General features: G+C 42.7%; 22 protein-coding genes and 1 riboswitch. Of the genes, 16 read left to right on the top strand and 6 right to left on the bottom strand.

Annotated features, from left to right (window positions below):
- The first annotated feature begins 137 nt into the window (after positions 1 to 137).
- The 5 genes from B5Y67_RS07175 (at position 138) to B5Y67_RS07150 (ending at position 6,068) form a co-directional block, all read left to right on the top strand.
- Complete coding sequence (locus B5Y67_RS07175) at positions 138 to 2,564, top strand: heavy metal translocating P-type ATPase (RefSeq protein ID WP_075365517.1); 2,427 nt, start codon at positions 138 to 140, stop codon at positions 2,562 to 2,564.
- Between the two features lie 122 nt (positions 2,565 to 2,686).
- Complete coding sequence (locus B5Y67_RS07170; protein ID WP_075365516.1) at positions 2,687 to 3,064, top strand: metalloregulator ArsR/SmtB family transcription factor; 378 nt, start codon at positions 2,687 to 2,689, stop codon at positions 3,062 to 3,064.
- A gap of 405 nt (positions 3,065 to 3,469) precedes the next feature.
- Positions 3,470 to 3,769 (top strand): hypothetical protein, encoded by a 300-nt coding sequence (locus B5Y67_RS07160; RefSeq protein ID WP_075365514.1) that lies wholly within the window; start codon positions 3,470 to 3,472, stop codon positions 3,767 to 3,769.
- Positions 3,770 to 3,963: 194 nt separating this feature from the next.
- Positions 3,964 to 4,647: a response regulator transcription factor gene (locus tag B5Y67_RS07155; protein WP_075365552.1), complete on the top strand. Its 684-nt coding sequence runs from the start codon at positions 3,964 to 3,966 to the stop codon at positions 4,645 to 4,647.
- Positions 4,632 to 6,068 (top strand): ATP-binding protein, encoded by a 1,437-nt coding sequence (locus B5Y67_RS07150; RefSeq protein WP_170871515.1) that lies wholly within the window; start codon positions 4,632 to 4,634, stop codon positions 6,066 to 6,068. Before B5Y67_RS07155 ends, B5Y67_RS07150 begins: the two co-directional genes overlap by 16 nt.
- Positions 6,069 to 6,142: 74 nt before the next feature.
- Here the strand turns inward: B5Y67_RS07150 and B5Y67_RS07145 are convergent, their stop codons facing one another.
- Positions 6,143 to 7,339 carry an anti-sigma factor domain-containing protein gene (locus B5Y67_RS07145; protein WP_075365512.1) on the bottom strand — a complete coding sequence of 399 codons (1,197 nt, stop codon included), beginning with the start codon at positions 7,337 to 7,339 and terminating at the stop codon, positions 6,143 to 6,145.
- Positions 7,340 to 7,351: 12 nt separating this feature from the next.
- A complete protein-coding gene (gene sigI, locus B5Y67_RS07140) occupies positions 7,352 to 8,074 on the bottom strand; it encodes an RNA polymerase sigma-I factor (protein WP_075365511.1) in 723 nt (240 codons plus the stop codon).
- A gap of 370 nt (positions 8,075 to 8,444) precedes the next feature.
- On the opposite strand from sigI, the gene B5Y67_RS07135 reads away from it, so the two are divergent.
- From B5Y67_RS07135 to lspA, 9 genes are all read left to right on the top strand, one after another.
- Entirely contained in the window at positions 8,445 to 8,798 is a 354-nt protein-coding gene (locus B5Y67_RS07135) for a metal-sensitive transcriptional regulator (RefSeq protein WP_075365510.1), read from the top strand.
- A gap of 148 nt (positions 8,799 to 8,946) precedes the next feature.
- Complete coding sequence (locus B5Y67_RS25250) at positions 8,947 to 9,120, top strand: hypothetical protein (RefSeq protein ID WP_170871512.1); 174 nt, start codon at positions 8,947 to 8,949, stop codon at positions 9,118 to 9,120.
- A 150-nt stretch (positions 9,121 to 9,270) separates the two neighbouring features.
- Positions 9,271 to 9,459, top strand: coding sequence for a hypothetical protein (locus tag B5Y67_RS07130; protein ID WP_075365509.1), 189 nt, complete (start codon positions 9,271 to 9,273; stop codon positions 9,457 to 9,459).
- A 125-nt stretch (positions 9,460 to 9,584) separates the two neighbouring features.
- Entirely contained in the window at positions 9,585 to 9,920 is a 336-nt protein-coding gene (locus B5Y67_RS07125; RefSeq protein ID WP_088225796.1) for a hypothetical protein, read from the top strand.
- 159 nt (positions 9,921 to 10,079) lie between these two features.
- Positions 10,080 to 10,340 (top strand): SHOCT domain-containing protein, encoded by a 261-nt coding sequence (locus B5Y67_RS07120; protein WP_075365507.1) that lies wholly within the window; start codon positions 10,080 to 10,082, stop codon positions 10,338 to 10,340.
- 201 nt (positions 10,341 to 10,541) lie between these two features.
- Positions 10,542 to 10,919: a carboxymuconolactone decarboxylase family protein gene (locus B5Y67_RS07115; protein WP_075365506.1), complete on the top strand. Its 378-nt coding sequence runs from the start codon at positions 10,542 to 10,544 to the stop codon at positions 10,917 to 10,919.
- Positions 10,920 to 11,144: 225 nt separating this feature from the next.
- On the top strand, positions 11,145 to 11,747 hold the full coding sequence (locus tag B5Y67_RS07110) for a hypothetical protein (protein ID WP_242975896.1): 603 nt from the start codon (positions 11,145 to 11,147) through the stop codon (positions 11,745 to 11,747).
- A 195-nt stretch (positions 11,748 to 11,942) separates the two neighbouring features.
- On the top strand, positions 11,943 to 14,126 hold the full coding sequence (locus B5Y67_RS07105; protein WP_075365504.1) for an FTR1 family protein: 2,184 nt from the start codon (positions 11,943 to 11,945) through the stop codon (positions 14,124 to 14,126).
- A gap of 263 nt (positions 14,127 to 14,389) precedes the next feature.
- On the top strand, positions 14,390 to 14,854 hold the full coding sequence (gene lspA, locus B5Y67_RS07100; protein ID WP_075365503.1) for a signal peptidase II: 465 nt from the start codon (positions 14,390 to 14,392) through the stop codon (positions 14,852 to 14,854).
- 113 nt (positions 14,855 to 14,967) lie between these two features.
- Here the strand turns inward: lspA and B5Y67_RS07095 are convergent, their stop codons facing one another.
- The 4 genes from B5Y67_RS07095 to B5Y67_RS07080 all read right to left on the bottom strand — a co-directional run bounded on the left by B5Y67_RS07095 (position 14,968) and on the right by B5Y67_RS07080 (position 18,819).
- Positions 14,968 to 17,322, bottom strand: a complete 2,355-nt coding sequence (locus B5Y67_RS07095; protein WP_088225795.1) for a heavy metal translocating P-type ATPase — start codon at positions 17,320 to 17,322, stop codon at positions 14,968 to 14,970.
- Between the two features lie 279 nt (positions 17,323 to 17,601).
- Positions 17,602 to 17,811 carry a hypothetical protein gene (locus B5Y67_RS07090; RefSeq protein WP_075365501.1) on the bottom strand — a complete coding sequence of 70 codons (210 nt, stop codon included), beginning with the start codon at positions 17,809 to 17,811 and terminating at the stop codon, positions 17,602 to 17,604.
- 27 nt (positions 17,812 to 17,838) lie between these two features.
- The gene (locus tag B5Y67_RS07085; protein WP_235838835.1) at positions 17,839 to 18,360 is read right to left on the bottom strand and encodes an ImmA/IrrE family metallo-endopeptidase; all 522 of its coding nucleotides are present in this window, start codon (positions 18,358 to 18,360) and stop codon (positions 17,839 to 17,841) included.
- A gap of 42 nt (positions 18,361 to 18,402) precedes the next feature.
- Entirely contained in the window at positions 18,403 to 18,819 is a 417-nt protein-coding gene (locus tag B5Y67_RS07080; protein WP_075365499.1) for a helix-turn-helix transcriptional regulator, read from the bottom strand.
- Between the two features lie 241 nt (positions 18,820 to 19,060).
- A riboswitch (cyclic di-GMP riboswitch) is annotated at positions 19,061 to 19,148 on the top strand.
- 101 nt (positions 19,149 to 19,249) lie between these two features.
- Between B5Y67_RS07080 and B5Y67_RS07075 the strand changes: the two genes are divergently transcribed.
- Together B5Y67_RS07075 and B5Y67_RS07070 are read left to right on the top strand one after the other, a co-directional pair.
- Entirely contained in the window at positions 19,250 to 19,465 is a 216-nt protein-coding gene (locus B5Y67_RS07075) for a hypothetical protein (protein WP_075365498.1), read from the top strand.
- Between the two features lie 126 nt (positions 19,466 to 19,591).
- Entirely contained in the window at positions 19,592 to 20,185 is a 594-nt protein-coding gene (locus tag B5Y67_RS07070; RefSeq protein WP_139314481.1) for a sigma-70 family RNA polymerase sigma factor, read from the top strand.
- The last annotated feature ends 18 nt before the right edge of the window (positions 20,186 to 20,203 follow it).

Here is a 20,203-nt window from a genome sequence, read left to right as displayed (position 1 = left end):
ATAAGCTGCGAGTGATACTAAAAACAATCTTGTAGAAACTGAATTCTTTTGATATACTACATATGAACAGATATTCATATATCGAATTGAGGCCGCAATAGATAAGAGAAATACAAAAGATGTTTGGAGGGAAAGAAATGGTAGATAAAAATTTTAATCGATCTGAGGAACGTGTGAAATTCAGAATCGAAGGCGAATTCTGTGCGAATTGTTCGGCAAAGATGGAAAGAGCATTGAGTTCAACCGAAGGAATTGGGGAGACGAGCATCAATTATGCGATGAAAACGGTTTTCTTACCTCCTTCAATGGTTAACCAGGCCCAAACTATCATTGAGAAAATCGAACCGGGAGTTAAACTTGTCGAAGCGAATGAGAAAAAGTCTGCTAGTTCCTCAGACAAACTTCAATACCGTATTGAAGGGGAGTTTTGCGCAAACTGCTCTGCGAAAATGGAGCGGGCGCTCAGTGCTACGGAAGGAATCGGAGAAACAGCGATTAACTATGCGACGAAAACCGTTTACTTGCCTCCTTCGATGATGAGTCAGGCGCAAGAGATCATGGAGAGGATTGAGCCAGGGGTTAAACTCGTTCCGATTGAAAGAAGTAAATCGAAGAGTCCTGTTGAGAACGAAGAAAAGGAAGCAAAAGAAACGCGTCAAAAATTAACAACAATTTTGATTGCAGGTATTCTCTTTGCTATAGGATTGATATTCGGATCAAAATGGCACAATACTTCGTTCGAAATTCTTGAGTATCTTGTATATTTAGCGGCCTATTTATTGGTCGGACGTGAAGTTTTAGAGAAAGCATTCCGAAATATTATTCGTGGATCAATTTTCGATGAAAACTTCTTAATGGCCCTAGCTACGATTGGAGCCATTGCCATTCACGAGCTTCCTGAAGCTGTAGGTGTCATGCTCTTCTATTCCGTAGGAGAGTATTTCGAAGATCGTGCCGTGAATCGTTCACGCCGTTCGATTCAAGCGGTGCTGAATATTCGTCCAGACTACGCTAACCTAGTGAATCAATTAGATGTAAAAAAAGTTGACCCTGAAGAGGTTCATATCGGGCAACAGATTTTAATTCGACCTGGAGAAAAGGTTCCGTTGGATGGTGAAATTGTTCATGGAACCTCATTCGTAGATACTTCGGCTTTAACGGGTGAATCCGTACCTCGAAAAGTCGAAGTTGGAGATACAGTTCTCGCGGGTATGATAAACAATTCGGGTGTTCTTACTGTTAGAGTCACCCGGGAGTTCGCAGACTCCTCGGTTCAGAAAATCCTTGACCTTGTGGAGAACGCTAGTACACGTAAGGCAAAGACGGAGAAGTTCATTACGACGTTTGCTCGGTACTACACGCCGGCCATTGTTGTTGTTGCCTTAGGGATTGCACTGATTCCGCCGTTCTTTATGGGAGGCGATTTTAGGGAGTGGCTCTATCGTGCCATGACGATCCTGGTTATCTCTTGTCCTTGTGCACTGGTGATATCTGTACCTCTCGGTTATTTTGGGGGAATCGGTGGCGCATCGCGTCACGGGATTTTAGTGAAGGGAGCTAATTATTTAGAAGCTTTAACTGATGTTCGTACTGTGATATTTGATAAGACAGGTACACTCACTCAAGGGGTGTTTGAAGTCAATAAGATTGAAGCGATGAATGAATACACAGAAGAGCAACTTCTCGAAATAGCTGCCACCGTTGAAGCCCACTCCAGTCATCCCATTGCAAAATCGATTCGGGATCGATGGGGTAAAGAGATTGACACGGCTTCTATCGCAAGTTATGAAGAAATCAGTGGAAAAGGAATCCGTGCCGTATTGAATGGAAAAGCAGTTTTCGCAGGGAAGAAAGACCTCTTGCTTCAGAATTCAATTTCGGTTCCGGAATTGAAAATGAATGAAGTGGGTACTCAAGTTTATATCGCGGTCGATGGCAAATATACAGGTAATCTCCTTATTTCGGATCGGGCAAAAGAGGGAGCCAAAGAAGCAGTTGCCAACTTAAATCAAGTAGGAATTACCACAGTGATGCTGACAGGTGACCATAGTACCGTTGCGAAGGCTGTATCTGAGCAGTTAGGAATTAAAGAGTATCATGCCGATTTACTTCCGGAAGATAAGGTCACTTGGCTTGAAAAATATTTGCAGAAAGAAAATGGAAAAGGTAAGGTTGTCTTTGTTGGAGATGGAATTAACGATGCACCGGTATTAACCCGAGCCGATATTGGAGTCGCTATGGGAGGCTTAGGATCAGATGCGGCGATTGAAGCAGCAGACGTTGTTCTCATGGAAGATCAACCGAGTAAACTGGTTAGTGCAATCGATATTGCCCGTTTCACGAAGAAAATTATTTGGCAGAATATCGGTTTTGCATTAGTGATTAAACTGGGATTCATCGTGTTAGGGATGTTTGGTGTAGCCAATATGTGGGAAGCTGTGTTTGCAGATGTTGGAGTAGCCTTGCTCGCTATATTAAACGCAACACGCGTAAGGCGCTATTCTAACCCGGAAAAGGGAGAAGCTCATACTAACACTCAGATGAAAGAAATAACAGCACGTTAAAAACTAATTTTAGGCCATGTTTGTGTCGGATTTTTTCTTGGTCTGTAATCCGCTTGTAAGAATAGAGATTTACTGTTATATTACTAATCAGCAGGTATTAGCATTATGAGGTGAATCGTACTATGATGCCTAATAAGCATAATAATGATAGTGAAAACCTAATCTGTGATATTGTCTGTGTTCATCCGGATGTGGTTCGCACGTATTCTGATCAAATCTTAAGTCTAGATCGAGCAACTGAACTTGCCGATTTATTTAAGACGCTTGGAGATCCTACACGTATACGAATAATGGACGCACTCGCTAAGTCGGAATTCTGTGTTTGTGATTTAGCTGAGCTTCTAGACTTAAGTCAGTCTGCTACCTCTCATCAACTGAGAGTTCTTCGTAATAGTAATCTTGTGAAATACCGGCGGGATGGGAAAATGGTGTATTATTCCCTCCAGGATAATCACGTGCAAGAGCTTTACCGCCAGGGGCTAGAGCATATCGACGAATGAGTATCAATAACTCTAAAATAGTCACCCCGTATCACGATTGAGTGGTACGGGGTTTTTAACAAATTTGTTAAATTCATGTTAGATTATTGTAATAAAAAAAACCTATAATTAACATATTCCATTAGAGGGACTATACAAAGAGAGGGAAATATGTTTTTGATAAGATGGCATAAGTAATGTCCAATAGACGAGGGGTCGAAGTTTTATGAGAAGTTGTGTATTATGCAAGGGGCGTCAAATCGGAAAGATTGGGCGTGATCGATATTACTGCTCAGAGTGCTACCATGAGTGGACAGATGGAGAAAGGGGAGTACAAATATTCACGATTTTCCCAGATGGAGCAGTAAAGAGAGTTATGGGAAAATGTATAGGAAAAGAGAACTGGGTTAGTCGGAGGGGAGCCGGATGAAAAGTAAAATCATTGTCATCTTAGTCGTAGTCATGGCCTTTTTGAGTGGGATGTTCATCCCTAAGGCCATAGCGATGCTACGCCCCTCGGTTTGGACTCAAAGTCTACCCGCTGCCCAGCCCAGTGAACCCGTCACTAAAAATAATTCTCAACCATCCTCCAATGTGGAAAATGGAGCTGGGGGAGGGGGGATGTGGTATAGTCCAATGAAACCGAATTACAATCCTCAATTTGATTGGTATACTCTCCCTAAGGATCAATGTGAGAATGACAGAAACGATGATTGGTGTTGGTAGAAGCTAGTTAAATGGTATAATCTCGGATTTGATGATAAATACTGTGCCTAAAGCCGCTTTTTTAATGCATTAACCTTCAGGAACGTTTCGTAATTAACCACGTGACGTTGCAACTTGAAGCAGAAGATTGAAGAGGTTTGAACCCAATATTTAGTTAACACTCGATTATTTTTCTGAGGAGGAAGTGGTTGGATATGAGAATTTTGGTGGCAGATGATGATGAACGGATACGAGAGATTGTTCGCCTATACCTTGAAGCCGAGGGTTATGAAATTGAAGAGTCTGAAAATGGAAATCGTGCTTTAGAGAAGGTTCGCAATGGCGCATTCGACCTTGTTATCTTAGATTTGATGATGCCGGGTTTAGATGGGTGGACCGTATGCAAAATCTTGAGGAAAGAGACTCAAATTCCAATTATCATGTTAACTGCTAAAGGAGAAGAAAATGATCGGGTACTCGGGTTTGATTTAGGAGCCGATGACTATGTAGTAAAACCGTTCAGTCCAAGGGAACTCAGTGCACGAGTAAAAGCAGTTCTACGAAGACTAGAAGGAGAACAGACGAAAGAACATCTTATTACATACCCTGGTTTTACGATCAATCAGATCACCCGCGAGGTGATCGTGGAGGGAACAGAGGCGAAACTGACAACGAAAGAGTTTGATTTACTCTTAGTTTTAGCCAAGAATCCAAATCGGATATTTACCCGGGACCAGTTACTTAACACGGTCTGGGAGTACGACTATTGCGGAGATTCGAGGACAGTCGATACACATATCAACCGTTTACGCTCGAAATTTGAAAGTCAAGTGGGTTTCAGTGATTTTATTCAAACCGTTAGAGGAGTGGGGTACAGATTCGAATTCAATGGTCATTAAAAAAAAGCCTTATCCTTAAACTTTGGCTGACGATTGTTGGTTTAGTTTTGGGTGTCTTTTTATTTTCAATTCTAATTCAAGCTCAACAGATTAGGACCTTAATTTATAATCAGCAGGCCAAGTTTTATATCTATGAGGCTGAAGAAGTTGTTACAATATACAATACTTATAAAGCGGATGAGAGTACGCTTATCAATGAAAGGTTTCAGATTCTTGGAAAATTCTTAAATGCGGATATCGCCATAGTGAATCTTGACGGAGGGCAGTTATTGGGTCAGCCAATAAGCGTACCCCTAAAACGGATTCTTCTGGAGCCAGCTTTTAAAGGAAAAATCCTAAGCGGAAATAATGTGGTTTACTCCGGAAAGCTTCCGGGAGTAACGGATGAAACCTTTCTCGTTGGCGTTCCATTAAAAGGCCAAAACCAAGTTATAGGAACAGTAATTATCAGTAGCCCGTTATCATCGATTAGGCAACATGTTCAAAGCTTATTATGGATTGCATTCATTGGAGCACTGATTGGAATTATATTAGCAACCATACTCAGTATGTTCATTTCCAGAAAGCTCATTCGGCCTCTCATTAAAATGGAGGATACAGCGAAACATATCGCGGAAGGGGATTTTGGCCGACAAATTGAAGTCACCTCGGAAGATGAGGTCGGACGTCTAGCACATTCCTTTAACGTCATGTCCGCCGAACTTAAGGAAAAAATTGAAGAGATTGAGCGTTATGACCGCTTGCGTCAGGAACTCCTATCGGATGTTTCTCATGAATTGCGTACTCCATTAACCGTGATCCAAGGGTTTTCAGAGGCAGTTTTAGACGGATTAGTGAAGTCTAAAGAACAAGAGCAGCACTACTTAAAACTGATCATCGATGAAACGGAAAGGCTTAGACGCCTCGTTGATGATTTGCTCGATCTCAAAGGATTAGAAGCTGTCGAAACCTTTGATGAGATGGATTATGTTGTTTTGAATAAGCTCGTTCAGATTTCAATCGAGCGATTAAAGCAATTGGCTGAATCGAGAGAGATTCAATTAGAGGTTATTATACCGGAGCAACAGGTTACGATTTGGGGCAATAGTGATCGACTGAAACAAGTTCTTACGAATTTAGTGGATAATGCGATAAAGCACTCTGAATCCGGCGGGAAGGTGAGAATTCAACTTGGGCTAGAAAAAGACGGGGCCTTCATCGCGGTAAAGGACTCGGGTCCGGGGATCCCTCACGAAGAGCTCGAAAATATCTGGGAAAGATTTTACAAAGTCGACAAGTCCAGATCTAGGCGAGGAACCGGGACCGGCTTAGGACTTTCGATTGTGAAGAAGATAATTGAAATGCATCATGGGAAGGTTGTAGCAGAAAGTGAATTAGGAAAGGGGGCAATGTTTAGCGTCTATTTACCGTTAGCGGAATAGCTGGTTTAGGTGGAAATAGCTAATTCAAAGTAAAGGAGAAGGTCGAGATGATGCTCGCCTTCTCCTTTACGTGTTTACCAGGAACGATAGCTGCCCTGATTCGATTCCTGAGTGGAGGGAGAATCTTGCCAGGAGTTCATAGGCTTGGAAGATTGATACTCACGATCATGTCCTGTCTCGGAATTCCAGTCTCTGCTTTGGTTATCGTCTGTAGAATGCGAATTAGTCATTGGGTTCTCTTGTTGAGAGGGATTTTCAGGCATGGATGGGGGTGCGTTCATGTTCATAGAGGGAGGATTTACTGAATTGTTTGTATTACTCGATTGTCCGTTCACATTCATGGGTGAAGTGTTTTGTTTGCTTGGCCCCATCATCGATGGATTTATATGATTCTCCTCAGGTGAATTCGAATCCGGCTTCCAAGGTTCGGAGTGTTCTTGATCATGGGTTTCATTTCCTCCCGGTTTTTGAGGTGACTTGATTTCAATACTCTCTTCTGGAAAAAGACTCATTACATTGGTTTGGGCATTAGAGAGCGCTTTTTGAAGGTTACCGCCCTGGATCGCTTCAGGAGGAAGATCAATACCTTTTTCTTGGCAACGCTCATAAATCAAATGGTTATTCACAGACATACCATGATTGAGGGCTTCTTGACGAACTTTTTCATCAGATTCCCCAACAACCAAGTTCCCGTGGAGATTGAGTCGCGACATTTCATTTTGGATCGAATTCTTTAAGGTTTCGCGATCGAGATTACTATCCATCCATTTAGACAATGGAATAATTCGAGCGAAAACAAGGTTGTCAGATTCCTTTAAGTTGCCCTCTTTTGCAGCACTTTCAATGATGAGATCGATAGCTTGGTAAGCATCTTGACCTGTGAGAGTTCGTTTATCAAGCGTGTAAGTCCTACCGTTCATATCGCGTACTTCGATGACTTTTCCGTCTTTATTCACAAGAAGTTCTATGCTCTTATCCACATTACTTTGATCCATATCAAGTGCAACCGATGCGACGGCCATGTTGGGAAGGGCAAAAACATAGAACGCCGTGAGACTGATGACAAGCAACAAGGCGGCTGCTGATGCAGTGTACTTGGACCAAGATCGATAGTGAAGCGGGGTTTGTTTAGGTTTGAGATCGACTTGAATCGTATCCCCTACCTTCGGGAGAGCTTTGGGTGTAGGAACTTCCAGAAAGTCTCCTTTTTCCGTTAAGATAACCGTCGTTTTTTTGGATGTCCTCATAACGATTCCTTGACTCTTTTTCATCTCGCGACCACCTTATTCCGTAAGTTCTGAACTGATTTGTAAGAAGGTTTTGAGGGCATAAAATTCAGGTTCCGAAAGGATTAAAACGAGAGCGATGATATATTTTCTTCCCTTTTCTAAGACCTTGCGTTTGATCCCTGTCAAGAGTTCAAGCTCCTTAATCGGGAGGAGCTTTTGTTTTTTTAGATGGGACAGTAAGTGAGGGTAGTGAACCAGAGTCAGAGACACACGAATGAGAGTTTGTTTACTGTCCCGATGCTTGGGAGAAACCTTAACCAAGTCATCTAAGTTTACCCCATATTCACTGAGAACCCGGACATAATTCTCGATAACTTCAGCAAATTGAGTATTATTTTGTTCCTCTTGATATTGCTCTTGGGAGATATTCATATCATAGCGACTCAATTCTTCATCCTCGGGATTCATGGGCGAGAGGGCAAGATGCTGATGTTTGCCTTCTTTGCGGAAGTAATCCACTAATCTTCTTCGGATCACCATTTGAACAAAACTGTAAAAAGAAGCTCCTCCATGCAGGTCGAAGTTGTCGATCGCTTCATTAAAGGCTATAAGGGCAATACTTAGCTCATCATCGTTATTCCAGGTTAAATAGCGGTTGCAGACCTTGGAGCTTACCCTAATTATAAATATTTTATGAGATTTTATAAGTTCCTCTCGTGCGAGAGCATCCCCGCTCTTGGCTGATATTAAGGTATCTCTCAAAACCTGTTCCTGCACCTTAATCACTCCGCTTAATAGTCATTCGTAACACTGAAGCATATTTGAGGGGTAGAAAAAAACATTCGATACCCATTATAGGTATAGAATGTTACAACATTGTCACATTATTGTTTCTTTTGTGTTACATAAGCAAAAAGATCAGCAAGTACAGAAGTTACGCAGGTTTCTATTAATGATTAGAATGATCACAATAACTTTAAACTAAGAGATTTATAACAAATAATTTAAAAACCTGTAACTTTGCCGTGAAACTCTTTCTTTAAAATAGCAAATAGTATAAGCATAAGGCATAACTCAACCGCCGATCGCGGTGTAGGTTTTGAACAGTACCTTGAGTTTTTAATTATAAGATGGGAGGATAGAGCCTATGGAAAAAGTTAAATCAACAGACCAAGAACAAATTCTAAAACGGGTAAAGATCATACGCGGGCACTTTGCTGCAGTAGAAAGAATGATTGAGGAAGAACAACCCTTTAAAGAGATTTTATTGCAACTGACGGCAGTGCGCTCGGCAATCCATCAAGTTATAGTTTTGGAAGCCCAGCGCTATGCGCAAACAAGTATGGATAATGGGCAAGAGGTCAATGAAGCAATTAAGATGCTGATGGATTTAAATCAATCGTTGGTGTGTGTGCCGCTGCCGCGCAGGGACACGACGCTATTGGACGACAAAGTAATTTTAAGAACTATTTCCTTACGGAAGAAAAAAGTTTTAGCTTGAGCAAGGTGGCATACCCCTAAAAATAATCAAACTTAAACGAATGGCTTAGTGAATAGAATCTATTCAATGAGTCAGGAATAACTGTTGTTCTGTGGTCTCGGATTCAGACGCTTCAGTTTTTATTTTCTGATAATAGGAGGTTGTAAAAATGTGTGCAGGTGGAGTAGTCCTATTTCGTAAACGTGAGGATGGAAAAGTTCGTTCAGTCGACTTGAGCAAAGGATTTTACTATTCTTATGCCCACTCTTTTTTGAGCGGGCTTAAGCAACTTGACAGAAGATTTTTAACCGTTGGAAAAGAAGCCTCACAAAAGATTCGATAAACGCTGAGGTACGATTCTCATGAAGCAGTGTCCATTATGTGGTAATCATGGTGTGGGTCGATTTTGCCGCGCACGCTCTCTTTGCGACCAGTTACAAAGAAAATAAAAGGATGAATCAAACATTCGTTACAGTCAAGGAGGTATCTAACCATGAACAGGTTAGAGATTTTACGTGTGGAAAGAGAAAGAATCATTAAGACATTAGGGAAAGAGAACAAGAATCGAGTAAAATTGTTGACCATGCTCATGGATGTTGATGACGAGATAGAGGAAATTCTAGCTAGTGAACTCAAATCATGGTCATTGGGGCTAGTCAATAACCAGCAATTATCAACTTAAAGTAGGATTTTCTCCCAGACGTACGGCCCTGCAGCCTACTTTAACAAAAATGTTAAGAATCTGTGACGTGGGCGTAAAATGACAAGTTTATTCTTTGCTTAACAATGTTGAAAGGAGGGAACAGAGTGAAGTTATCCAAAATAGTCCTAGTACTTCTGGGAGTTGTTGCATTACTTACCGTAGGGGTACCTATTGCCAAAGTCTTGGCATCGCCAGTTTCTCCGCAAATATACTGGACGACACAACAAGCAGACCCAAATCAACCTGTGCCGAATACACAGCAGCCTGGGCCGAACACACAGCAACCTGGGCAGCAAGGTCCTTCTTATGCCCCCGGTTATGGATACTGGTATGGACCGACGAACCCCAATTATTGGCGGGATTACGATTGGTACAACTATCCGGGAAATAACCGCTGGAACGGTGGGAACATGTGGCAGTCCGGCTGGGGGTGCTGGTAAAACTTACTTGCCTCAATAAGACTCCCTAAAATGGAGTCTTATTTTCATCGTAATCCTTTTCAACACCTGTTCGCTAGACTTTTGTGCAGAATGTCGATGTCTCCAGCTTGCTTTATTATTGTTTTTTAATGGAAAGTTCACGGAAAGGAGGAGTGATTTATGTTTGGCGGTTGGGGCTGTGGCCCATTTTTTGGCAGCGGATTTTGGGGGATGGGGATACTTGGGATGGGAATCCAATTGCTTTTTTGGATAGTATTAATTGGATTTTTGGTATATTTATTTCGGCGGATAGGTTCTCGGATTCCGATACGTGGGTTCATCGGACAAGATGAGGCCTTGGATATTTTACATGAACGTTATGCCCGTGGTGAGATTGATTTGGAAGAATATCAAAAGCGTAAGAAAGAATTGCTACGGTAACTATATTTTATTCAAATAGGGCGGCTGTCCGATAATGGATAGCCGTTTTTATTAATTAAAGGTTAAGCACAGGGGGATTGTTTTTTACTATTTAACAAAATTGTTAAAAACCCGTAATCTTCTTGTGATTATTTCAGGTTAAAATAGGCTTCATAGGCTTAGATGATTTTAATTCAAATAGGTTAAGGAGGGAATATTTAAATGCCAAATGTAGAATTGTTATCGGAAGAAAATGTTAACCCGGAAGTTCAGGAAATTTTCCGCCAGTTGAGGGAAAAGTTTGGTGAAATACCTGCACCATATCGAGCAATGGCTCACCATCCTAAGTACCTGAAGCTTGTTTTGAGTAAGATGGAAGCTGTGATGGGCTCCGATGTTCTGGATTTGAGAACAAAGTTAGCCATTGCTTTTACGGTTTCAACACTTAATAACTGTGCCTTTTGCATCAGTATGTATGCTAAACAACTTCGCGATGCAGGATTTACGGAACAACAGATGATTGAAATCTTGGCGGTCGTTGATTTTGTTGGTGCCATGAATCATTTTAATAACGGTATGCTTGTAAAGCCGGAAATGTAAAAAAATATCACCTACCCCTCAAAAAAGATTCACCCTTAACGAATAACTGGATGAAAACGGGGGGTGGTCAAAAGAAAGAAGAGAGTGGTTAACACAAGCTTGCAAGTTAAGCGATGGTACTGATCTAAAACATTGTCGTAATCACAGGTTTAAAAAGGGAAGGATGATTTTACATTGAAAAACATTAAAAACACGCTCTTGGTAAGTGCCTTATCACTTGGTTTAGTGGTCGGGGCAGTGGGGGTTGTCAGTGCTGCCACTTCCACGGACTATCAGCAAAAAATCGCTAACTGGGTCACAAATGACCCTAATCCGATGGTCATGAACATGAATACCGGATCTAATACGGGAGCTACCACCAGTACGAACACTACTGCAACTGCCACTTCTGCATCGACAGTCAGTACACCAGTTGCAACGGCTGCTGACACAAACGCGGCCCAAAATAGCGGCAACCAAAATCAAACGCCGCAGAGCAGTACACAACAAACTGCTCCTCAGCAACCAGCACCAAGTCAACCCGCTCCCCAACAGCCGCTACCTCAACAACCCGCTAGTCAGCAACCCGTTCCCCAAACCCCTGCTCCAAACCAAAACGCTCTTTATAACCAAATGGTCAACAACTGTATCCAGTGGGATCAACAAATGATGCAGCAATATGGAGTGAATCCACAGAATCAAGCGGCAATGCAGCAACAATGGCAAAACGCCATGCAACAACGCCAAAATGTACAAAAATCTGGAAGTGTCAACAACAGTGGATATAATGGAAATAGCTGGGGTGGGAACCGGATGTCCGGTAACTGGTCTAGTAACATGGGCTGGTAATAAAATGAGCCTGAAGTAGGACCGGCAGCTTACAATGTGGGTGCCTGTCCTACTTTTTTTTGTGTGTTATGGGGTAGCTAGCTAATTCAAGACAAAAAAATAAATCCTTCCTTGACAATCGATGGCAACGGAAGTATTTTTATTGTAGAATGATGATAATGATTATCAATATCAAAGTAAGAGAGGAGAATAGTGGTGATTACAGCGTTAGTCTTGACACTGCGCGAAGCAGTTGAGGCCGTCCTAATTATTGGCATTTTGATCTCATTGGTAAACAAGACGCGACCTAAGTATGGAGCAAGTATGGTTTATGGTGGCGCAATAGTTGCCGTCTTAGTCAGTGTGGCAGTCGCCCAGATTTTCGGGGAGGCGTATAAAACTTTCGGAACTTCGGTGGAAGGCATATCTGGCTTACTGGCGGTAGCCTTATTAACTTACATGGTGTTTTGGATGGGGGAACAGGCCAAAGATTTACAGCATCAACTGCGTGAAAAGGCTGGAAGCGCACTTTCGAGCGGACAGTCATGGAGTCTTGGCATATTGGCTTTTCTTTCCGTATTACGGGAGGGCATTGAAACGGTTTTGTTCTTAGTCTCAACGGCTGACACAACACCGTTGGCCCAAGTCATTACAGGCGCGGCTTTGGGTATCTTGATGGCCTTGCTTTTAGCTGCACTGCTTTTCCGGGGCCTTTTAAGAGTGAATCTCCATAAATTCTTTACTTGGACAGCCTATTTGTTGATTGCATTTGGGTCCGGAATACTGGGCAAGGCAACGGCAGACTTACAGGCTGCAGGATGGTTGCCCGGCACAATTTCTGCTTGGGATACCAGTCGAATTGTAAGTGAATCATCACCTATTGGGGCGCTTCTTAGCGGAGTTCTAGGGTACAGTTCCAGTCCTACTCTCTTACAAGTCTTCGTTTACCTGGGGTACTTAATTACTGCCCTGTATCTTTTTCGGGCATCAGGGCAACAAGAGACCAGCACAATTTCGGAATACGGCCACCCTTTCCGGGCAATCGGCGCTGATTACAATCACCCGGTGTACCGTCTCTTACGCAGCCGGTGGATACCTAAGCTGCCAATGCTCCTTTTAACATTTGTTTTTGTAGCGCTGCTCGTAATCGCACTATGGAAGATACCGGTAGGGCCTTTTTCCGGACAGGGGGACCTTCAGTGGGGGTGGTTCAGAGCTAAGGCAGAAAACAACCTGTTTATCTTCTTAGTATGGGTAATTTGGTTACCTCTAATCTCGATTTCAGCCGTTATTCTTGGGCGCTTCTGGTGTGGCAATCTTTGTCCGCTCCGTCTGCTCACTGAAGGAGCAAGTAAAATAGGCGAGTGGCTCAGGGGGCGGCCTTCATCCAGTACTCCGTATTTGCGGGCGGGCTGGATATTGCCAAGCACCTTTGTTTTGATTACGATCCTTGTGCGTGTTTTTGATTTTCAGAGTGAAGCTCGCTACGGTGCCTATCTCTTCCTGGGAATCGTATTTGCCGCTTTGATCATCGGTCTCTTTTTCCGGAAGGGTACATGGTGCAGATACGTTTGTCCGATTGGAGGATGGTTGGCTCGTATTGCCCGTTTAAGTGTTCTCGGTGTTCGCCCTCGTACATCCGCTTGTGAGACTTGCGTTGAACGAACTTGCTTACAAGGAAGGGCGCTAACTGTCCCAAGCGATGTGAGCCAAGAAGTAGCGGCCACTGCTATGGGGGGAATTCCACTTGCACCAGTGGTACGCGCAGAGAGATGCCCTGTCTTCTTAGCGCCAAACCGTTTAGAATCTAGTCAACACTGTCTCCAGTGCTGGAACTGCGTAAAGAACTGCCCTAAGGAACGGAGCGGGATGCGGGTTGGCCTGCGTTTTCCCGGTGCCGAACTCTTTAAACCCTACGCTCCGGATCTCGGAGAAGCGGTTTATATCTCCGCGTTGTTAGGAATGTATATGGCAGTGACAATGCAAGGAATTGTATGGCCACAGAACCCGTTTCTCCTGACACTCGCCTTGTTTATGGGTTTATCGGCGGTAGTTTATGCCGGTTTGAGTTATTTGGTTTCAGCGTTGGCACGTATCTCTTGGAGAGAAGTCGTCACTACCATTGGTTATAGTTTTCTACCTATGGAATGGGCCACGGCTATTATTACTATGGGAGACGATTCTCTGGAATTCTTTAATATCGTTGTGCCGGCCTCAGCTATCCTTCTAGGAATTGGCTTCATCTGGAGCTTGGTACTTGGAACATCGATCTTGTTACATCGGGCTCCTAGTAAAAAGCGAGCGATAATGGGACTACTCCCGGTGTTTGTAGCCTTGTTCCTGCTGCTATTGTTCTGGTCCATTCGATTCTTATCCGGCCAAGTTATTGATCTGACTTAAAAATTCAGTTTTTATCATGATAACTGCAAAGATCTTGTAAAAAGAATAATTCCTTTGACATATGTCGATGGGAATTCTACCGGGACATTCAAAAATTCCTATCGTACGTTTTTCAAGTTGGATATACACAAGTTGCTGTGGATCGGTCCATTGCATCGGTTATTTCAGTTAACGTATAAAAATATGAACCACGAATACCTTACTGGGACTCGTGGTTTATGCCTTTGTGATATCGATTATCCAAGTAGTATCGGAGGTATGAAATGAATTATTTTATTATTATAGCTGTGCTAGTAACTGTAGACCAGGTGTTCAAGTACTTGGCACAAACTTTTCTCAAACCCGTAGGTACATTGCCAATCGTTAAGAATGTATTTCACTTAACCTATGGGCAAAATACTGGAGCGGCATTTAGTATTTTACAAGGTAAGCAAGCATTCCTCATCATTATTACGTCTATTGTTACTATAGCTCTAGTAGTTTACTTAATTAAGAATTATAAAACACAAAACCATTTATTGCTTATATCCCTCACCCTTTTTATATCCGGGGCTTTGGGGAACCTTACTGACAGGGTGCGACTAAATTATGTAGTTGACTTTTTGGATTTTACTTTGGTTAACTATCCAATTTTCAATACGGCAGATATTTTCGTCGTATCAGGCTCTATATTCCTTGCCTATTTTGTCTTATTTGCTAAATCGGTTAATTCACGAAAAGACATTTAGAGATGACAAAAGCACAAGGTTTATCCCAATTTAAATCTTAGACTGGCTTAACGTTTGTTTGTAGTCAACTATTTTCAACCCTGATGGGATTAGCAGTAGAGCAGAAGCAGTGTCTATTTCATCACTCGCATGGCATTTAAGACCGCGATTAGAGAGACCCCTACATCGGCGAAAACGGCCTCCCACATTGTGGCAAGTCCACCCGCTCCTAAAATTAAGACGACAACTTTAACACCAAAGGCAAAAATAATATTTTGCCAAACAATCCTATAGGTCTTTCTGGAAATTCTTACGGCTGTAGCTATTTTGGAAGGTTCGTCGGTCATAATTACCACATCAGCCGCTTCGATGGCTGCATCAGATCCTAATCCACCCATCGCAATACCTACATCAGCCCGGGCCAGAACAGGTGCATCATTTACTCCATCCCCTACAAATACGAGTTTTCCCTGAGGAGATTTTTGTTTTTCTAGGCTTTCCACCCGCTCTATCTTTTGATCAGGAAGTAGCTCTGCATGAACTTCATCAAGATTAAGCTCTTGACCAACATTTTCTGCTACTGAACGGGCATCGCCAGTGAGCATAACCGTTTTTTTAATCCCGAGTTCTTTAAGAGATCGGATCGCGGTAGGGGAATCCTCTTTAATCTCATCTGAGATTACTAGATAACCGGCATAGTTCTTGTTTGTTGCTACATGGACGATAGTACCTGGCACGTTGATCGGATCATCATAGGGGATATTCTCCTTGATCATTAATTTAGCATTGCCAGCAAGTATTTCTTCACCTTTACTCTGAATTTTTAGACCATGACCGGGTATTTCGTTATAGCTTTGTACGTCTTCTTTATTTACTGGTTTACTATAGGCTTTTAAAATTGACTCAGCTATCGGATGATTTGAATAAATCTCAGCTTTGGCCGCTAATTCTAAGAGCTTTTCTTCAGTGAAATCTTGGGAAGGTTTTATTTGAGTGACTTTGAAGACTCCTTTAGTTAAAGTCCCCGTCTTATCAAAAACTACAATTTCCGCGTTTTTGAGGGCTTCTAGATAATTGCTTCCTTTAACCAAGACTCCTTGTTTGGATGATCCGCCTATCCCACCAAAGAAACCTAAAGGAATCGAAATAACTAAAGCACATGGGCAAGAGATAACTAGAAATACTAAGGCCCGGTAGAGCCATTGGTAAAAAGTCGCACCCGGGAAGACGAGGGGAGGAATAATTGCTATAAGTAAAGCGATGATAACGACAACCGGAGTATAATACCGAGCAAATTTGGTAATAAAGTTTTCCGTTGGGGCTTTACGGCTACTGGCGTTTTCGACCAAATCCAGGATTTTTGCGACAGTTGATTCTGCAAATTCTTTGGTTACCTCGATTGTTAATAATCCGTTTTTATTGATGAAGCCGCTTAATACATCCATACCGGGCTCAATCTCCCGGGGAACGGATTCCCCGGTAAGTGCGGAGGTATCGATCATAGACATTCCATCAATCACTTTACCGTCCAAGGGAACACGTTCACCGGGTTTGACGATGATGGTCTGTCCCTTAGTGACTTGCTCTGGTGAAACTTTCGTAATTTCCTCATTGACCTTGAGGTTGGCATAATCTGGTCGGATATCCATGAGGGCAGTGATCGATTTTCTTGAACGGTTTACCGCCAAATCTTGAAAGTATTCTCCAACCTGATAAAAGAGCATCACGGCTACACCTTCTGGGAATTCACCGATGGCAAAGGCCCCCACTGTGGCTAGACTCATTAAGAAGTTTTCATCAAAAACTTGACCTCGACGAATGTTGCGGATAGCATTCGTTAAGACCTCAGATCCGACCAGTAAATAGCTTATAAAATAAAGAGCGAATTCCACCCAGTATGTAAACCGGAAGATTAAACCAATGGCAAAAATGGCGGCACCGAGAGTCAGCCGGATTAACTCATTGCGATGATCAGATTTTTCTTCATCCTCTTTATTTTTGAAACTTGAGACTTTTACAGCGTCTTGACTCTCTTTAATTCTTACCCCGGGCTCAATCCGTTGAACCACTTGGGCTGCTTCGGCGGTTATTCGGTTGAGTTCATGTTTATCTGCTTCGATCGTAAGTCGTTGAGTAGCAAAATCCAGTGTTGAATTTTTGACTCCTGCAATGTTTTTAATTTCCTTTTCTATTTTGGAGACACAGTTAGCGCAGGTGAGCCCAACCAAAATCAAGGTTTGGGTGGCTTTTTCGATTTCCTTGTTTTTAATGATGACTTTGGGTTCGAGTTTTCGAATCACTTTTTGGGCTTCAGTTAAAACATGATCTAACTGGTCTGAATCCGCGGCTTCAATTTTGAGAGTTTTGGTCACGAAGTTTAGGGATGCTTCGCGTACTCCTGTAATGCTTTTAATGCTATCTTCTATTTTGATGGCACAGCTAGCACAGTTCAGACCGTCTAAAGTAAGTTGATCACGCGCGTTAGACAATAGAATCCATCCCCCTTATAGGCTAAGATATTGCTAGTACTTTAAGCCAAAATAAGGGGAAATATACACAAAAAAAGATTATTTCATTAAATGAATAAATCTAAATGCATGTGCGTTCAGATATACTATCGTTGAGATATCCGAATGAAAGCACATAACAATACCGTTCAAATAAAAGCCCCTCTCACATAGTGTAAGAAGGGCTTTCGTAAATATTATCTTTATCGCCGTTCAACTAACCAGCGTCCGATATTATTTCCGGTAATCGAGGCGTTTCTCTCAAAAAAACAGAAAGCTTTGTTGTCCATTGACGCTGATTGTATACCGATCACCCTGTCCTCCGGCTTTCATTGCCGACGCAGGCCGGATGTCAAAAATCCGGTCAATGATATATGTACAGCCGTCCTCCCAGGTCAGTTCGAGCGGTAATAATAAACCGTCCTTGCCAAAGGCGGCTATGACAGGCACATAAACCTTGGTATCAGCCATGTTTGTAATCCTCCTCAAAAAGAACGGTTATCGGCCTAAGAAATCTGACAGTGGGGTATAAGCTGTATTGAACGAATAGCCTCTGGAGTTCATATCTCCCATCTTTATCAGCATGAGATTAATATCCGTGTTCATCATGGCTGAGATCTGGACAACATCATAGCCCTCACGGGCATATTCATGAACCTCATTATCGGGAAGAAGCAGTGAAGCCGCAAACAGATTGGCTTCATACTCAGGACGTGTATTCATGGAATAAAGAACATATTCACGGAACGGACTATCATCGGCAAGATCCCGATGATGAGCGTCATGTCCGAGCTCATGGGCGCAAACCAGGGTCTGCACCTGCTCCGGCAGATTATTATTCAAAAAAATGAAGCGGTTGCGCTGAATCACGCGGTAAAGCCCTTTCAGCTTGGCGAAGTCATTGCGGAACAGAACCTCGATGCCCAGCCCGTCTGCTATGGCAAAAGGATCACGCGTTCCGAAGCGCCGGACATATTTTTCAGCTGATTCATAAATATGCGCCTTGTTCAATGAATTCACCCCCATGCTAATTCTATCACAGCAGCAGTCTAAAATAACGGACTATACCTTGTCTGCCTTGCGGTACTTTTTCGGTGTAAACTTTTTGTTTTTCTCCTTGGCTATCCAGTAAGCGTCGGTGATTGCTCTCATAACGGCGTCCAAATCCTCGTCGTCCATATCACCACCGGCAAATAAGCCACTGACCTCCGTAACGAGCTGTTGGGCGTATTTCTTACCTCTGCTGCCGTATTTTTCACCGGCCTCGCTAATAAACTCCTCGTTTTCGGTCAGCAGATAATTCACATCCAGGCTTAAGGCCGTCGCCAGCTCCCCGTAAACCCCGCGTTTCTTAGGATAGCAATCTCCGTTTTCATAGCTGACCATCGTGCGGAGGGATACTCCAACCGCCTGTGCCAGTTCCGCCTGCGTCATGTCCTTAGCGACGCGGGCATTTTTTATTTTTTCTCCGAATTTCATGCAGACCGCCCTCCTATGTTTAAGCAGATAATTTGCATATTACCTATTGACAAGTGCAAGTTAATTTCCTATAATTCAAATATGCAGATAACTTGCACATTCATAATAATCCATGTTGCACATAGTGTCAAGAGGTATTTTTTTACTAACGTTAAGCCTGACTTGAAATCAACAGAATTGCCTAAAACGACCGTCTGCAAAGAAGTAAGACGGCTTTACTTACTATGACGTCTAAATATAACGAAGTTCAGGGCAAACCTGCCAAAAGGCAGGGACGCAAAGCCGAGGGTCTAAGGCGTATGTCACGCTATGACAGCCTGGTTGCCGATCATTGCGAACGCCTGCCCTTTTCAAGAGCAGGCGTTCGTGTTGATAGAGAAAAAGATGCAGGAGGGTACGAGATGGTGAAAAAGATGCAGGAGGGTACGAGATGGTGAAAAAGATAAAACTGAAATGTCCGAATTGCGGTCGTCGAATTGCTGATTACAGCGGAAATTCTGAAGCGCTGGCGATGTTAGCTGAAACGAGTGAGGCTGAAAGTGATGTTGTAAAAGTAAAATGTCACCTGTGCAAGTCTCAGGTTTCAATTATGTTGGACAATAGCGAAGTTTATATGAGCAAGCAGATCTCCGACTCTTTGATATAGGCTAAACTCCACAACCAAATAGATGAACATTCGATATTCGATTCCAGCGCTTGACGCTATCCTCCCCTTATAAAAGCGGAGTGATTATAAATCTGCCGGCCGAGCCTGACGAGTAGCTTTATTGCTATGCGTCAGGCCCGGCCGGTTCTGCATTCAGAAGAAGCTGCTCGTTTGGCTCCCCAGAAAGGAGCAAAACCAGTGGCTTTTATTTTATGCAATAACAAAACAGCAGCTTGCTGCCGATCTCCTCCGCTTGTTCTTCATTTCCGGATTTTCAAATTCACGAAATGGAGGACAAGCTATATGGAAAACCATGTTGAAAATTATTGCTTGCTCGTTAGGGGCAAGCACATCCCAGTAACCAAAGAGGTCTATAAAGCCTATTACCAATGCCGGGATAGGGAAAAGTACCTGGACAAGCTTGCGGAGGAAAACAATATCTCGCTTGAAGGATGCAACGAGAAAGGCATCTCTGTAGAATACATAATCTTTGCCGCAACGGATTCTATGGAGGAGAGGATCATAACCGAGATGTTGATCGTAAAACTGCGCCAATGCATCAAAATGCTAGATGAGTCTGAAAGAATGGTCATTGCAGAGCTTTATCTTCAGGGTAAAAGCGAGCGTCAGCTGTCCAAGGAAACCGGTATTCCATCGATGACAATACACGACCGCAAAACCAAGATACTTAAAAAGTTAAAAAAAATGATGGAAAAGTAAAAAGTTTTTCCGTGCAAC

Origin of the sequence: Desulfosporosinus sp. FKB, assembly GCF_002196705.1 — a bacterium.
GTDB lineage: Bacteria > Bacillota > Desulfitobacteriia > Desulfitobacteriales > Desulfitobacteriaceae > Desulfosporosinus.
The sequence above is the reverse complement of the archived record's forward strand: the minus strand, read 5'-3'. Positions and strand labels throughout refer to the sequence as shown.

Bases quoted from the DNA above. Each gene is read 5' to 3' on its own strand.
- B5Y67_RS07175 (WP_075365517.1), top strand. From the start codon at position 138: ATGGTAGATAAAAATTTTAATCGATCTGAGGAACGTGTGAAATTCAGA.
- B5Y67_RS07170 (WP_075365516.1), top strand. From the start codon at position 2,687: ATGATGCCTAATAAGCATAATAATGATAGTGAAAACCTAATCTGTGAT.
- B5Y67_RS07160 (WP_075365514.1), top strand. From the start codon at position 3,470: ATGAAAAGTAAAATCATTGTCATCTTAGTCGTAGTCATGGCCTTTTTG.
- B5Y67_RS07155 (WP_075365552.1), top strand. From the start codon at position 3,964: ATGAGAATTTTGGTGGCAGATGATGATGAACGGATACGAGAGATTGTT.
- B5Y67_RS07145 (WP_075365512.1), bottom strand. From the start codon at position 7,339: ATGAAAAAGAGTCAAGGAATCGTTATGAGGACATCCAAAAAAACGACG.
- B5Y67_RS07135 (WP_075365510.1), top strand. From the start codon at position 8,445: ATGGAAAAAGTTAAATCAACAGACCAAGAACAAATTCTAAAACGGGTA.
- B5Y67_RS25250 (WP_170871512.1), top strand. From the start codon at position 8,947: ATGTGTGCAGGTGGAGTAGTCCTATTTCGTAAACGTGAGGATGGAAAA.
- B5Y67_RS07130 (WP_075365509.1), top strand. From the start codon at position 9,271: ATGAACAGGTTAGAGATTTTACGTGTGGAAAGAGAAAGAATCATTAAG.
- B5Y67_RS07120 (WP_075365507.1), top strand. From the start codon at position 10,080: ATGTTTGGCGGTTGGGGCTGTGGCCCATTTTTTGGCAGCGGATTTTGG.
- B5Y67_RS07115 (WP_075365506.1), top strand. From the start codon at position 10,542: ATGCCAAATGTAGAATTGTTATCGGAAGAAAATGTTAACCCGGAAGTT.
- lspA (WP_075365503.1), top strand. From the start codon at position 14,390: ATGAATTATTTTATTATTATAGCTGTGCTAGTAACTGTAGACCAGGTG.
- B5Y67_RS07090 (WP_075365501.1), bottom strand. From the start codon at position 17,811: ATGGCTGATACCAAGGTTTATGTGCCTGTCATAGCCGCCTTTGGCAAG.
- B5Y67_RS07080 (WP_075365499.1), bottom strand. From the start codon at position 18,819: ATGAAATTCGGAGAAAAAATAAAAAATGCCCGCGTCGCTAAGGACATG.
- B5Y67_RS07075 (WP_075365498.1), top strand. From the start codon at position 19,250: ATGGTGAAAAAGATAAAACTGAAATGTCCGAATTGCGGTCGTCGAATT.
- B5Y67_RS07070 (WP_139314481.1), top strand. From the start codon at position 19,592: ATGCGTCAGGCCCGGCCGGTTCTGCATTCAGAAGAAGCTGCTCGTTTG.